Source organism: Buchnera aphidicola (Ceratoglyphina bambusae) (genome assembly GCF_039363085.1).
In the GTDB taxonomy this organism is placed as follows: domain Bacteria; phylum Pseudomonadota; class Gammaproteobacteria; order Enterobacterales; family Enterobacteriaceae; genus Buchnera_G; species Buchnera_G aphidicola_E.
The window spans coordinates 222,768-237,730 of the sequence record NZ_CP134982.1 but is presented as its reverse complement, the minus strand read 5'-3'; the positions used below and the strand labels follow the sequence as shown (position 1 = coordinate 237,730).

Annotated in this window: 12 protein-coding genes; 5 read left to right on the top strand and 7 right to left on the bottom strand. The window is 20.3% G+C overall.

The features are described from left to right. Positions 1 to 28: 28 nt before the first annotated feature. Both infA and trxB read right to left on the bottom strand, forming a co-directional pair. Positions 29 to 247: a translation initiation factor IF-1 gene (gene infA, locus RJD23_RS01060; protein ID WP_343188040.1), complete on the bottom strand. Its 219-nt coding sequence runs from the start codon at positions 245 to 247 to the stop codon at positions 29 to 31. A 6-nt stretch (positions 248 to 253) separates the two neighbouring features. After that, positions 254 to 1,219 (bottom strand): thioredoxin-disulfide reductase, encoded by a 966-nt coding sequence (gene trxB / locus RJD23_RS01055; RefSeq protein WP_343188039.1) that lies wholly within the window; start codon positions 1,217 to 1,219, stop codon positions 254 to 256. A 288-nt stretch (positions 1,220 to 1,507) separates the two neighbouring features. On the opposite strand from trxB, the gene serS reads away from it, so the two are divergent. From serS to tpiA, 5 genes are all read left to right on the top strand, one after another. Further along, entirely contained in the window at positions 1,508 to 2,806 is a 1,299-nt protein-coding gene (gene serS, locus RJD23_RS01050; RefSeq protein ID WP_343188038.1) for a serine--tRNA ligase, read from the top strand. A gap of 39 nt (positions 2,807 to 2,845) precedes the next feature. Beyond that, the gene (gene serC, locus RJD23_RS01045; RefSeq protein WP_343188037.1) at positions 2,846 to 3,934 is read left to right on the top strand and encodes a 3-phosphoserine/phosphohydroxythreonine transaminase; all 1,089 of its coding nucleotides are present in this window, start codon (positions 2,846 to 2,848) and stop codon (positions 3,932 to 3,934) included. A gap of 62 nt (positions 3,935 to 3,996) precedes the next feature. Continuing rightward, positions 3,997 to 5,289: a 3-phosphoshikimate 1-carboxyvinyltransferase gene (gene aroA, locus RJD23_RS01040; RefSeq protein ID WP_343188036.1), complete on the top strand. Its 1,293-nt coding sequence runs from the start codon at positions 3,997 to 3,999 to the stop codon at positions 5,287 to 5,289. A 473-nt stretch (positions 5,290 to 5,762) separates the two neighbouring features. Further along, on the top strand, positions 5,763 to 7,415 hold the full coding sequence (rpsA, locus tag RJD23_RS01035; protein WP_343188035.1) for a 30S ribosomal protein S1: 1,653 nt from the start codon (positions 5,763 to 5,765) through the stop codon (positions 7,413 to 7,415). 137 nt (positions 7,416 to 7,552) lie between these two features. Continuing rightward, positions 7,553 to 8,314, top strand: a complete 762-nt coding sequence (gene tpiA, locus RJD23_RS01030; protein ID WP_343188034.1) for a triose-phosphate isomerase — start codon at positions 7,553 to 7,555, stop codon at positions 8,312 to 8,314. Here tpiA and pfkA read toward each other — a convergent pair. The 5 genes from pfkA to RJD23_RS01005 all read right to left on the bottom strand — a co-directional run bounded on the left by pfkA (position 8,311) and on the right by RJD23_RS01005 (position 14,945). Beyond that, positions 8,311 to 9,273 carry a 6-phosphofructokinase gene (gene pfkA / locus RJD23_RS01025; protein WP_343188033.1) on the bottom strand — a complete coding sequence of 321 codons (963 nt, stop codon included), beginning with the start codon at positions 9,271 to 9,273 and terminating at the stop codon, positions 8,311 to 8,313. The genes tpiA and pfkA overlap by 4 nt on opposite strands. Before the next feature lie 44 nt (positions 9,274 to 9,317). Next, complete coding sequence (gene gpmA / locus RJD23_RS01020) at positions 9,318 to 10,010, bottom strand: 2,3-diphosphoglycerate-dependent phosphoglycerate mutase (RefSeq protein WP_343188032.1); 693 nt, start codon at positions 10,008 to 10,010, stop codon at positions 9,318 to 9,320. A 254-nt stretch (positions 10,011 to 10,264) separates the two neighbouring features. After that, positions 10,265 to 11,452, bottom strand: a complete 1,188-nt coding sequence (gene sucB, locus RJD23_RS01015; RefSeq protein WP_343188031.1) for a dihydrolipoyllysine-residue succinyltransferase — start codon at positions 11,450 to 11,452, stop codon at positions 10,265 to 10,267. A gap of 18 nt (positions 11,453 to 11,470) precedes the next feature. Continuing rightward, entirely contained in the window at positions 11,471 to 14,170 is a 2,700-nt protein-coding gene (locus RJD23_RS01010) for a 2-oxoglutarate dehydrogenase E1 component (RefSeq protein WP_343188030.1), read from the bottom strand. Positions 14,171 to 14,198: 28 nt separating this feature from the next. Further along, the gene (locus tag RJD23_RS01005) at positions 14,199 to 14,945 is read right to left on the bottom strand and encodes a Nif3-like dinuclear metal center hexameric protein (RefSeq protein ID WP_343188029.1); all 747 of its coding nucleotides are present in this window, start codon (positions 14,943 to 14,945) and stop codon (positions 14,199 to 14,201) included. Between the last annotated feature and the right edge of the window lie 18 nt (positions 14,946 to 14,963).

Genomic DNA, 14,963 nt, shown 5'->3' with positions numbered 1-14,963 from the left:
ATTATTATATTTATAAAAATTTTTCATGCTATCTACTTCTAAAAATTATTCTTCCTTTATCTATATCATATGGTGTCATTTCCACAGTAACTTTATCACCAGTTAAAATTCTAATATAATTTTTTCTCATTTTTCCAGATATATGAGCTATTATTATATGATCGTTTTCTAATTTTACTTTGAACATAGTATTTGGTAATGTTTCTACTACAACACCTTGTATTTCTATTTGTTTTTCTTTTATCATATTATTTTACCTATTTTTTTTATTTTTAAATTGTTCTAAATACCTTTCTGCGTCTATAGCCGCCATACATCCGAACGCTGAAGCAGTTATAGCTTGTTTATATACGTGATCTACAACATCTCCTGCCGCGAATATACCTGGAATGTTAGTAGATGTAAAATTTCCATGTCTTCCAGAATTTATTTTAATATATCCATTATCTATATCTAATTTATTTTCAAATAATTCTGTTTTAGGAATATGTCCTATAGCTATAAATAAACAAGAGATAAATATTTTTTTATTTTTTTTTGTTTTAGTTGATTGTATTTTTATATGACTTACAATATTATTTCCATATATTTTTTTTATTATATAATTTTTATAAATTTTTATGTTATAAGATTTAGTTTTTTTAAATAATCTTTTTAATAATATTTTTTCTGCTTTCCATTTGTCACTTCTATGTATTAAATATATTTTTTTTACTATTTTTGATAGATATAATACTTCACTTATAGCTGTATTTCCTCCACCTACTATAGCTATTTTTTTGTTTTTATAAAAATAACCGTCACATATAGCGCATGAAGATATTCCCTTCCCTTCAAATTGTTTTTCAGACTTTATTCCTAATTTTTTAGGTACAGATCCAGTTGCTATTATTAATGCTTTAGTGTTAAAAATAAAATTTTCACTTAATAATTTTATATTAAAATTTTTAAAAATAACTTTTATTATTTTTTCTTCATATATTTTAGTTCCAAATTTTATAGAGTGTTTATAAAAATTTTTCATTAACTTTTTTCCGCTTAATGAATTATATTCAGATGGCCAATTTTCTATTTTTTCTGTATTGTAAAGTTGACCTCCTATTTCTTCTCCAGTTATTAAAATAGGAAATAAGTTGGCTCTAGATGCATAAATTGATGCTGTATATCCTGCTGGCCCTGATCCTAGTATAATTAAATTACTTTTCACTTTTTTTTTCATAAATTTTATTTTTTTTTAATTTTAATATTTTAATATTATTATAATTGTATATATATTTTCAAAATATTATATTATAATTATTTTTTATAAATATATAAATAAATATTTTTATTATAATTTATTTTATAAAATTTTTATTAAAATATTTTTTTTTATAAAAATTTTGATATAAAAAAGATTTTTTAAAAAAATTACTTTATAAAAAGTAACATAAATAATTTTGTTAACATATAATCTTATAAAATAATTTTTAATAAAATTGTTATGATATAAAGATGAAAAATAAATATGTTAGATATAAATTTGTTAAAGAATAATATTAATATTGTTTTTGAAAAACTTAAGAAAAGAGGTTTTTTTTTAGATATAAATTATGTTAATAAAATTAATAAAAAAAGAAATAAAATAAAATTAGAAAAAGAAAAGTTAGAACATTATAGAAATAAAATTTCAAAGTTAATAGGCAAACTTAGAACTGCTAATAAAGATTATAAAAATCTAAGAAGTAGAGTTATAGAATATAACAAAATTTTACAAAAAAAAAAAATAGAATTATTATGTATAGAAAAAAAAATTTTTAATTATTATATGACATTGCCAAATATACCTCATGATAAAACACCATATGGAAGGAATTGTAAGGAAAATTTAGAAATTTATAAATGGGGGGAAATTAAAAAATATGACTTTAATTTAAAAGATCATGTTCAATTAGGCAAAAGAATGAATAATTTAGATTTTTTGAATGCTTCTAAAATTTCAGGTTCTAAATTTTTTGTTTTAAAAGATAAATTGTCCTTATTATATAGAGCATTAGGTCAATTTATGTTAGATATACACATAGAAAAACATGGATATGTTGAAACTTATGTGCCTTACTTGATATATGAAGAATGTTTATATGGTACTGGGCAATTGCCTAAATTTTATAAAGATTTATTATATGTTAGACATTATAATTATGAAGATAAAAAAAATAAAAAAAAAAAATATTTTTTAATACCTACATCAGAAGTTCCATTAACTAATTTGTTTAAAAATAGTTTAATAAAAGAAAATAAATTGCCTTTATTATTTACATCTAACACTCCATGTTTTAGAAATGAATCTTCTTCTTATGGTATTAGTAACAAGGGTCTTATTAGAACTAAACAATTTGATAAAGTGGAAATAGTTCAAATTGTACATCCTGAAAATTCAGACGTTTCATTAGAAAACATAACAAACCATGCAGAAAAAATTTTAAAATTATTAAATCTTCCATATAGAAAAATGTCTATATGTTCTGGAGACATTGGTTTTTCTTCTACGAAATCATATGATTTAGAAGTTTGGTTTCCATCTAAAAACAATTATATAGAAATTTCTTCATGTTCTAATATGAGTGATTTTCAATCTAGAAGAATTAATATAAAATTTTTAGATAAGAATAAAAATAAAAGATATGTTCATACTTTAAATGGATCAGGGTTAGCTGTAGGAAGAACTATGGCTGCAATTTTAGAAAATTATCAATGTATTGATGGAAAAGTTAAAGTACCAAAAATATTAAAAAATCGTTATATGAAAGGATTAGAATTTATATAATAATAATTTGTTTATATAAGTTTTATATAATAAAAATTTATGCATGAAATTTATAATTTTAGCGCCGGTCCATCTATGTTACCAAAATCAGTTATGAAAAAAGTAAAAAAAGAATTTTTAAATTGGAGTAATATAGGGATGTCAATGTTAGAAATTAGTCATAGAAGTGTTGATTTTATTAAAATAGCTGAAAGTTCAGAGAAAAATTTGAGAAAATTATTACTAATTCCTAGAAATTATAAAATTTTATTTTTACACGGTGGAGCAAGAGGTCAATTTTCTGCTGTTCCAATGAATTTATCCAAAAATTTCGGTGAAGAAGTTGATTACATAAACTCTGGATATTGGTCTTTAAGTGCTGCTATTGAATCTAAAAAATATTGTAAAACTAACATAATAAATGTTAAAAAAATTAAAAATAATAAAAAATATATATTACCTATGAAAAATTGGAAAGTAAAAAAAACTTCATCATATTTACATTATTGTCCTAATGAAACTATAGAGGGAATTTCTATATATGAAGAGCCTAAATTTAAAAAAAAAGTTGTAGTAGGTGATTTTTCTTCTACCATATTATCTAGATTTATTAAAATAAAAAATTATGATTTAATTTATGCTGGATCACAAAAAAATATAGGACCTCCTGGTATAACTATATTAATAATAAAAAAAAACTTATTTTATAAAGCCAACAAATATACTCCATCAATTTTAAATTATACTATAAATTATAAAAATAAATCTATGTTTAACACTCCTAATACGTTTACATGGTATATATCTAATTTAGTTTTCAAATGGATTTTAAAAAATGGCGGTGTAAAATGCATAGAAGAAAAAAATATTAAAAAATCTAAATTATTATACAGAGCTATTGATAAATCTAATTTATATAAAAACAATATAAAAATAACGAATAGATCTCAAATGAATATAACTTTTAATTTAATAAATAAATCTTTAAACAAAAAATTTTTAGAGGAATCTAAAAAAGAAGGATTATTAAACTTAAAAGGTCACAATATAATAGGAGGAATGAGAGCATCTATATATAATGCTATGCCTCTTAAGGGAATACAAAAATTAATTAAATTCATGCTAAAATTTGAAAAAAAATATGGTTAATGAATATTTTTCAAACATATTTTATTTTTTTAAATAATTAAACTTTTTTATATAGGAAAATTATGAAAAAAAAAAAAATTGTTATATTTCCAGTATCTAAAATAAATGGAGAAATTAATTTACCTGGATCTAAAAGTATATCTAATAGAGTATTATTGTTATCTTCTTTATCTGAGGGAAAGACTGTTTTAAAAAATTTTTTATTTAGTGAAGACACTAAATATATGTTAGAAGCATTTAAAAAAATTGGTATTCCTTTAAACATTAATAAGAAAAAAAAAACTTTAAAAATATTAGGATCTAAAAATTTTTTTAAAAACAAAAAAACAGCTTTATTTTTAGGAAATGCTGGAACTGCAATAAGACCATTAACTGCTATTTTTTCTTTATATAAAAATAATGTAGAATTAAATGGTAATGCCAGAATGAATTGTAGACCAATAAAACATTTAGTAAATTCATTAATAGAAGGAGGTGCTGATATATATTATAAAAATATTAATGGTTATCCTCCAATAATTATAAAAGGTGGTTTTTCTGGAGGGAAAATATTTATAGATGGAAAAATTTCTAGTCAATTTTTAACTTCTTTGTTAATAGCATGCCCTTTAGCTAAAAATAATACAGAAATATTTATAAAAAATGATTTAGTTTCTAAACCATATGTTGATCTTACTATTAGAATTATAAGAAAATTTGGTATTAAAATTATTAATAATAATTATTCTTATTTTAATATTTCTGGAAATCAAAATTATATTTCACCTAAAAAATTTTTGATAGAAGGGGATGCTTCTTCTGCTTCTTATTTTTTTGCTGCTGCTGCTATAAAAGGAGGTGAAATAAAAGTTCGTGGAATTGGAGAAAATAGTATACAAGGAGATATAAAATTTTTAAAAATTTTGAAAAAAATGGGGGCTATAGTTAGAACAAAAAATAATACTATAAGTGTTAAAAGAAAAACATTAAAATGTATAAATTTAGATATGAATAATATGCCTGATGTTGCTATGACAGTTGCTATTTTGGGATTATTTTCTAATGGTCAGACTGTTATTAAAAATATTTATAATTGGAGGGTTAAAGAATCTGATAGATTAAGTGCTATGTCTACAGAATTAAAAAAAGTTGGAGCAATAGTTGAAGAAGGTATAGATTTTATTAAAATAATTCCGCCTAAAAAATTTATTTCTTCTATTATAAATACATATGACGATCATAGAATAGCAATGTGTTTTTCTTTAGTTGCATTATCTGGTGTTAAAATTACTATTTTAAATCCAGAATGTGTTAAAAAAACTTTTCCAAAATATTTTAAAAAATTTTTTTCAGTAATTTCTTTTAAAACAGAATAGATATTCTTTTAATATTTTATTTCTTTTAAAAATTAATATTATAATTTAATCATTTATACATATATTATATAACAAAATATATATTTTTATATATTTATATTTTTATTTAATATAATTTTCAGTTTAATAATTTTAATTTTTTAGATAAAAATATAAATTATTTAATATATTTATTATTGATAACATAGTGTTATGAAGTTGCAAGACTATAGTTTTAGTGTTAATTTTATTAGTGTTTAAAGATGTTTATAGTTATTAAATTATTTTAATAAATTATAATTTTATATTTAATTAATTATATAACAAATAAATAATATACATTTCTTTAAAAATTAACATAAAATATTTTTATTTTTATAATAATATTTTTAAAAATTTCATCTAATAAATAAGGATAATAATTAGAATAAATAATATAACTAAATTTTTAAGGAAGTAAAATTTATGTTAAAAAAAATTTAAAATTTATAAATATGAATGAATCATTTAATGAATTATTTAAAAAGTCTTTAGAAAATGTTAAAACTAAGCCAGGGTCTATTATAAATGGAACGGTAATGAATATAGAAGGAGATATAGTTATGATAGATTCTGGATTAAAATCTGAATCTAAAATTTCTATAGATCAGTTTAAAAATTCAGATGGGAATTTAGAAATTAAAATAGGAGATACAGTTCAAGTAGTATTGGATACTGTAGAAGATGGTTTTGGAGAAACTTTATTGTCTAGAGAAAAAGCTAAAAGAAAGGAATCTTGGAAAAACTTAGAAAAAGCTCATAAAGATTCTACTACAGTAAATGGTGTTATAAACGGAAAAGTAAAAGGAGGGTTCACTGTAGAACTAAAAGAAATTAGAGCTTTTTTACCTGGATCTTTAGTTGATATAAGACCTGTAAAAGAAACTTCACATTTAGAAGGTAAAAAACTTGAATTTAAAGTCATAAAATTAGATAAAAAAAGAAATAATGTTGTAGTATCTAGAAAAGCTGTTATAGAATTTGAAAATCTAGAAGAAAGAAATAAATTATTAAAAATTTTAGAAGAAGGTATAGATATATATGGAACTGTAAAAAATTTAACTGATTATGGCGCTTTTATAGATTTAGGAGGAATAGATGGATTGTTACATATAACTGACATGGCTTGGAAAAGAGTAAAACATCCTAATGAAATAGTAAAATTAGGGGAAAAAATTAAAATAAGAGTATTAAAATTTGATAAAAAAAATACTAGAGTTTCATTAGGTTTAAAACAGTTAAGTAAGGATCCTTGGACTAATGTTTCTAAAAAATATCCTGTAGGAAGTAAAATATTCGGAAAAGTTACCAATTTAACTGATTATGGATGTTTTGTAGAAATAAAAGAAGGCATTGAAGGTTTAGTTCATATTTCAGAAATGGATTGGACTAATAAAAATATACATCCATCTAAAATTATAGATATAAACAAAAGTATAGAAGTAATGATATTAGATATAGATGAGGATAGACGAAGAATATCTTTAGGGTTAAAACAATGCACAGAAAATCCTTGGAAAATTTTTTCTGAGAAATATAAAAAGGGTGATTGCGTAAAAGGAATAATAAAATCAATAACTGATTTTGGAATTTTTATAGGTTTAAAAGGAGGTGTAGACGGATTAGTTCATTTGTCTGATGTATCTTGGATTAATTCTGGAGAGGATTCAGTTGAAAAATATAAGAAAAATGATACAATAAATACTGTTGTTTTACAGGTTGATGTAGAAAGAGAAAGAATATCATTAGGTATAAAGCAATTAGAAGAAGATCCATATAAAAAATATATTAGAATAAATAAAAAATATTCAATAGTAAATGGTATAATAAAGAAAATAGATGATATGAATTTATATATAAATATTGACGAAGGTGTAGAATCTATATTAAAATTAAATAAATTATTTGATAAAATAGATAAAAAAGTTTTATCATTAATTAATATTAATGATAAAGTTGAAATAAAATTAAATAGTTTTGATAAAAAAAATAGATTAATTAATGTTTCTTTTTCAGAAAACTATATAAATAAATTAAAAAATAAATTTTTATTAAAAAAAAATAAAAAAAAAAGTAAAAAAGATAATGATTCAAATACTATTAAATAAGCTTTTAAATCAGTTAAATTTTAAATATTTTTATTATTTGAATTTTTAATATTTTTTAAATATTTTATATAAAAGATGTTCTAAGTTACTGATAAAAGTTACAGTAACTTAGTTTTAACAAATTATTTGGAGAAAATATGTTAATAATAGGAAATTGGAAATTAAATGGCAGAAAAGAAAATATTAAAAATTTTTTTGTAAAATTAAATAATTTGTGTGAAAGGTTTAATATTAAAAATGATATTTCTATATCACCTCCTACTATTTACTTAAATAAATCATATAATGTATTAAAAAATATTAATAATAGTAGAATTAGTTTAACCGCGCAAAATATAGATATTAATTTATCAGGACCTTTTACAGGAGAAACTTCTGTAGAAATGTTGAAAGATTTTAATGTAAAATATATAATTGTTGGCCATTCTGAAAGAAGAATTCATCATAATGAAAATAATGAAATAGTGTCTAAAAAATTTTATTTAGTTAAAAAAAATAATTTTATTCCAATATTGTGTGTAGGAGAGAGCAAAAGAAAAAAAATTGAAGAAGCTAAAAAAAATATTAAGAAACAAATTGATGTTATTTTAAAATATTGTGGAAAATATTCTTTCAGAAATTCTATCATAGCTTATGAGCCTATATGGGCGATAGGTTCTGGTTTTTCTGCTGATCCTGATTATGTAAATGATATTCATTTTTTTATAAAAAATTATATTTCTAAAGAAGATATTTTTTTTAAAAAAAATAATCTTATAATACAATATGGGGGATCTGTTTCTGAAAAAAATGTACAAGATTTTTTATCAAAAAAATATATAGATGGAATTTTAGTTGGTGGGTGCTCTTTGCTAGTAGAAACATTTTTCCCTATAATAAAAAAATCTGATGCTATTTAAAATAACTTTTTTGCTAAATTTAACCAATCAAATTTTATTTTTTTTGTAACTTTTTTTAAAGTTTTTTTTATATTATTATGAACTATATTTTCATTTTTTATTCCAATACATCTACCAGAGAACCCATTTTTTAATGTTTCTACTGCAAATGCACCCATTCTTGAAGCTAAAATTCTATCATATACTACAGGTGATCCACCCCTTTGTATATGACCTAAAATAGTAGCTCTAGTTTCTCTGTTAGTTTTTTTTTCTATATATTTAGCTAAATTTTTTACATCATATAAATTTTCTGTAATAGCTATTATTGAATGTTTTTTACCTTTTTTTATTCCATAAATTATTGTTTTTAATAATTCTTCTTTTGAATTTTTTATTTCAGGTATTGCTAAAAACTCACATCCACCAGCTATAGAAGATAATAATGTTAAATCTCCACAATTTCTACCCATTATTTCTACTATAGAAATTCTTTTATGTGATGAAGATGTATCTCTTAATTTGTCAATAGATTTTACTATTGTTTCTAGTGCAGTATAATATCCTATAGCATAATCTGTACCAACAACATCATTGTCTATAGTACTAGGAATACTAATACAAGATAAACCCATATCATTTAGTTTCTGTGCTCCAATATAAGACCCATCACCGCCTATAACGATTAATGCATCTATTTTTTTTTTTTTTAAATTTTTTATAGAAACTTCTCTATTTTTTTTTTTTTTAAATTTTGGAAATCTAGCCGATCCTAAAAAAGTTCCACCTTTATTAATTATATCTGAAACACTAAATCTATTCAATTTAAAAATTTTATTTTTATATAATCCTAAAAATCCATCATTTATTCCAAACACTTCTATTCCATAACTTAAACTAGTTCTAACAACTCCTCTAATAGCAGCATTCATACCTGGAGCATCCCCTCCACTTGTTAATACTCCTATTTTTTTTATCATTTTATTTTACCTTTATACAAATTACTTTTTTTTAAAAAGTTATATTATAAATAAAAAAATTTTACTGGTTGTATATTTTTATCAAATTCATATATTATTGGCCTGCCAGTTGGTATATCTAATTTTAGAATATCTTTTTCATCTATATGATGCAAATATTTTATTAAAGCTCTTAAAGAGTTTCCATGAGCAACAATAATAATTTTTTTTCTTTTTTTTAATTCAGGTAAAATAAATTTATTCCAGTATGGTAAAACTCTATTTATAGTACATTTTAAACTTTCTGAAGTAGGTAATAAATTTTTTTCAACATGAAAATATTTAGGATCATTTCCTGGAAAACTCTTATCTTTAATGTTAATTTTTGGTGGAGCTATTTTATAACTACGTCTCCATTCTTGGACTCTATCTTTACCATATTTTAAAATTGTATCTTGTTTATTTAATCCTTGTAGTAATCCATAATGTCTTTCGTTAAGCCTCCAAGATTTATATACTGGTATCCATAATCTATTTAATTTTTTTAATATTATCCAAGTAGTATATATAGCTCTTTTTAATAAAGATGTAAAAACTAAATCAAATGTAAAATTTTTATTTAATAACAATTTAGCTGCTTTTTTTGCTTCTTTTTTGCCTTTTTTTGAAAGATTTACATCTTCCCATCCTGTAAATTTATTTAATTTATTCCACACACTTTGACCATGTCTTATTAAAATTAATTCTATTTTTTTCATATAATTTATCTTATTTTTTTAATATGATAATTATTATAAATTTTCATTTTTATTTTTATAATTTATTATTTTTTTTTATTAAAAAATTATATAAATAAATATACTACTATTATTTATAAAAAACAATGTTAAGATATAACATATTTTATATATATAAAATAATATTTTTTACATATAAAATATTATTTTATACATTTAATATTTAAAACTATAGATTAATACTTTTATACATCTATAGTTTTACAAATTTATTGTTAAACATTTAACATAACTCTAGAAAAGTCTTCTAACATATTTTTTATATGTTTTAAAAAACTTATAGAGCTTTTTCCATCTATTAATCTGTGATCATATGATAATGATAAATACATCATTGGTTTAATTTTTATTTTATTATTTATTGCCACAGGCCTGTTTTGTATAGAATTAATTCCTAATATAGCTGTCTGAGGAGGATTTATTATTGGAGTAGATAATAATGATCCAAATACTCCACCATTAGATATTGTAAAACTTCCTGATTTCATTTCTTTAATTTTTAAATTTCCATTTTCTGATTTTTTTTTTAGTTCTATTATTTTTTTTTCTATTTTTTGCATACTCATTAAATCTGCGTTTTTTATTAATGGAGCAACTAATCCTCTATCAGTAGATATAGCTATATTTATATTATAACAATTATAATACTTTATATTTTCTTTATGTATAGAAGTGTTAACTTCAGGAAATTCTTTTAAAGACTCTATAACTGATTTTATAAAAAATGACATAAATCCTAATTTAATTTTATGTTTATTTTCAAATTCTATGCTATATTTTTTTCTAATTTTTATTATTTCTTCCATATTTACTTCATTAAAAGTAGTTAACATTACTGAATTATTTTTTGCTTCTTGTAATCTTTTTGATATACTTTTTCTCAAAGCACTCATTGGTGCTAAATAATATTTTTTTTTATTTGTTTTTGTTTTTTTTATGTTATCTTTTTTTTTATTTTTTTTTTTCTCATTTTTTTTTTTTTTATTTAAAAATTTTAAAACTTCATATTTAGTAATTCTATCTTTTTCATTTATTTCATTAATTTCTTCTGTTGTTAAATTTTTTGTTTTTATTAAACGTCTTACTGAAGGAGATCTTTTTATTTCATAATTTTTAGTTGTTTTTATATCTTTATTTTTAATATTTTCATTTTTTATTTTTTTTTTTATATTTCCTAAAATTTCTTTAGATAAAATCTTTTCTCCCTTAATTTTATATATATTATTTAAAATACCATTTACGGGAGAATATACTGACATTATTATTTTATCTGTTTCTATTTCTAATATTATTTCATTATATTTTATTTCATCACCTATTTTTTTATTCCATCTTATTATAGTAGAATTAGTAACTGATTCAGGAAACTCTGGAGCAAATATGTTTATTATATTATGATTCATTTTATATATTTTATCCTTTTAATATAAAGAATTTATTATTATTTTTTTTTGTTGTTTTATATGTGTTTTCATAAAACTTGTTGCTGTAGATGATGATGATGGTCTACTTATACATTTTATTTTTTTATTTTTAGGGATTATTTTTATGATATAATTTTTTATAAAATTCCAAGCTCCTTGATTTTTTGGTTCTTCTTGACACCAAATATATTTATTAATATTTTTATATAATCTTATTACTTTATATAAATCTTTTTTAGGAAATGGATATAATATTTCTATTCTTATTATTAGTACATTATTTATATTTTTTGCTTTAATTTCTTTATATAAATCATAATATATTTTTCCAGAACAAATAATTATTTTTTTTATTTTTTTATTAATATTATTCTTTTTGTATATTATTTTTTTAAACTTTCCAAAATATATATCTTTTAAACTAGTAAAAGATTTAGAATTTCTTAACATAGATTTTGGTGACATTATTATTAAAGGGGAAATATTTTTTGTGTATATTTGATTATTTATTATATGATATATTTGACTAGAAGTACTTGGAACAACAATTTTCATGTTATTTTCTGAAGATAATTGTAGAAATCTTTCTAATCTTGCTGAAGAATGCTCTGGGCCTTGTCCTTCATAACCATGAGGTAATAAAATTATTAAATTAGATTTTTTATTCCATTTTTTTTTTCCAGAACTTATAAATTGATCTATTATAACTTGTGATGAGTTTGAGAAATCTCCAAATTGAGCTTCCCATATATTAATCATTTTTTTTGAAGAAGTTGAATATCCATATTCAAAAGCTAATATTGATGATTCAGATAATGTAGAATTCCATATATAAAATTTAGAATTTTTATTTACATTACATAATGGTATATAACTACTTTCATTATTTTGATCATATATAATAGCATGTCTTTGAGAAAATGTTCCTCTAGATACATCTTGACCCGATATTCTACATGAAATTCCAGAATGCAATAAATTTGCTATTGATAATGCTTCCGCTGCAGACCAATCAAGTTTTTTTTCTCCTTTTGACATTTTAATTCTATTATAATATATTTTTTTTACTATTGGGTGTATTTTAATATATTTAGGTATTGTATTTATTTTTAAAGCTAAATTTTTAAATTCTTCAAAACTAATAATTTTTATTTTGTTTTTATTTTTTTTTTTAATTTTTCTTTTATCATAATTATTTAAATAAAAATTATTTTTATTTTTCGTATAATTTAGTTCTTCATTTTTTAAAAAATTTGTGTATTCTTTTTTTATTTTTTTTATTTTATTTTTATAAATTATATTTTCATTAATTAATTTTTTTCCATATATTTTATACACAGGATCATGATTTTTTATAAATTTATACATTTTAGGCTGAGTAATTGTAGGATCATCTGATTCATGATGCCCATGTCTTCTATAAGATATTATATCTATGAATACATCTTTTTTAAATTTTTTTAAAAATTTTAGAGCTAAATTTATTATAAAAATTGATTCTTCTGGAAAATCTGCATTTACATGAAAAACTGGAGATTCTATCATTTTAGCTATATCTGTACAATATTTATTAGATCTTAATTCTTTATAATTTGAAGTAAATCCAATTTGATTATTTATTACAATATGAATTGTACCATTTACTGTAAATCCTTTTGTTTTTGACATATTTAATGTTTCTTGTATAATACCTTGACCGCTTAAAGAAGCATCTCCATGAACTAAAACTGACAAAATTTTATTTTTTTTTTTAAACTTGTCTAAATAATATCTTGTAGATCCTAAAACTACAGGACATATTGATTCTAAATGAGATGGATTATATTTAATTTCTATGTTTATACTTTTATTTTCTTTTATAATTTTTCTATTGAATCCCATATGATATTTTACATCATCTATTTTTTTTTTATTTATGTTAATATCATTAAATTCATTAAATATTTCTGACATTTTTTTTTTAAAAATATTTCTTAAAACATTTAATCTACCTCTATGCGCCATTCCTAAAATTATTTTTTTTAATTTATTTTTTTTAGAATATCTTATTATTTCTTTTAATACTGGTATCAATATGTCTGATCCTTCTAGAGAAAATCTTTTTGCTCCAGGGAATTTAATATTTAAATATTTTTCAAAATAACTAGATATAATTAAATTTTTTAATAACTTTATTTTATATTTTCTACATAATTTATTATTGTTTTTTTTTTCTAAATAATTTTGTATCCAAAGTTTTTCTTTTTTATTGCTTATATGTATGTATTCTATTCCTATTTTCTCAGTATATATTTTTTTAAATTTTTTATAATTATTTATATAATTTATTTCATTTTTTTCTACTGTTATATTATTTTCTTTTATTTTTTTCTTTATTTTATAATATTTTTTTTTATATAAATAAAATTTCAAGTTTTTATTATTATAATTTTTGTTTTTTTTAATAGGATTAATTTTTGATATTATATGACCGTTTTTTCTGAAATAATTTTTCAATATTTTTATTTCATATTTTTCTTTTATGTTGTTATAATTTTTATTTTTTTTAATATTTTCTTTTTCTTTTATATTTGAAAAAAAAACTCTCCAATCTTTATTAACATTATTTTTATTTTTTAAAAATCTTATAAAAAGATTCTCTATATAATTTTGATTATATGCATTTAAATATTTATTAAATTTTTTTTTATTTTTCATATTTTTGATCTTGTTTTTTACAAATTATTTAAATTGGATTATTAATATTTACAAAATTTACATCTATATAATATTTTTTATTTAACCATTCACCTAATTTTTTTATTCCATCAATTTCTGTCGCATGATGGCCCGCTGAAAAGAAATATATGTTATTTTCATTAGCATAATGAACTGTTTCTTCTGATACTTCTCCTGTTAAAAATGCATCTATTCCAAAATTTGCTGCGTCTAGAATTAAATTCTGTCCTTTTCCACTACACCAAGATATTTTTTTTATTTTATGATTAATATTATTATTTTTATAGAAGAATGGTTTTCTGAAATATAATTTTTTTATTGTATTACTAAGATTTTCATAAGATATACTGTTTTTAAAAATACCCCATAACAATAAGTAATTTATCTTGCCCATTATTTTTATATCTAATTTTTTAGCTATTTGTACATTGTTTCCTATTTTTTCATCGCAATCTAAAGGCAAATGCCAACAATATAAATTTATATTATTAGATAATATTAATTTTAGTCTTTTTCTTTTTATACCATTTATTACTTTGTTTTCTTTATTCCAAAACATTCCATGATGTACTATAATTGCATCTGCTTTTTTTAATATTGCTATTTTTATTAAATCTTCACATATACTTACTCCTGTAATTATTTTATTTATTTCTTTTTTACCTTCTATTTGCAATCCATTAAATATATTGTCTTTATATTTATTTGAATTTAGTTTTTTATTTATTATTTTTTCTAATTTTATATTATTCATTTTATGTATTTATATTTT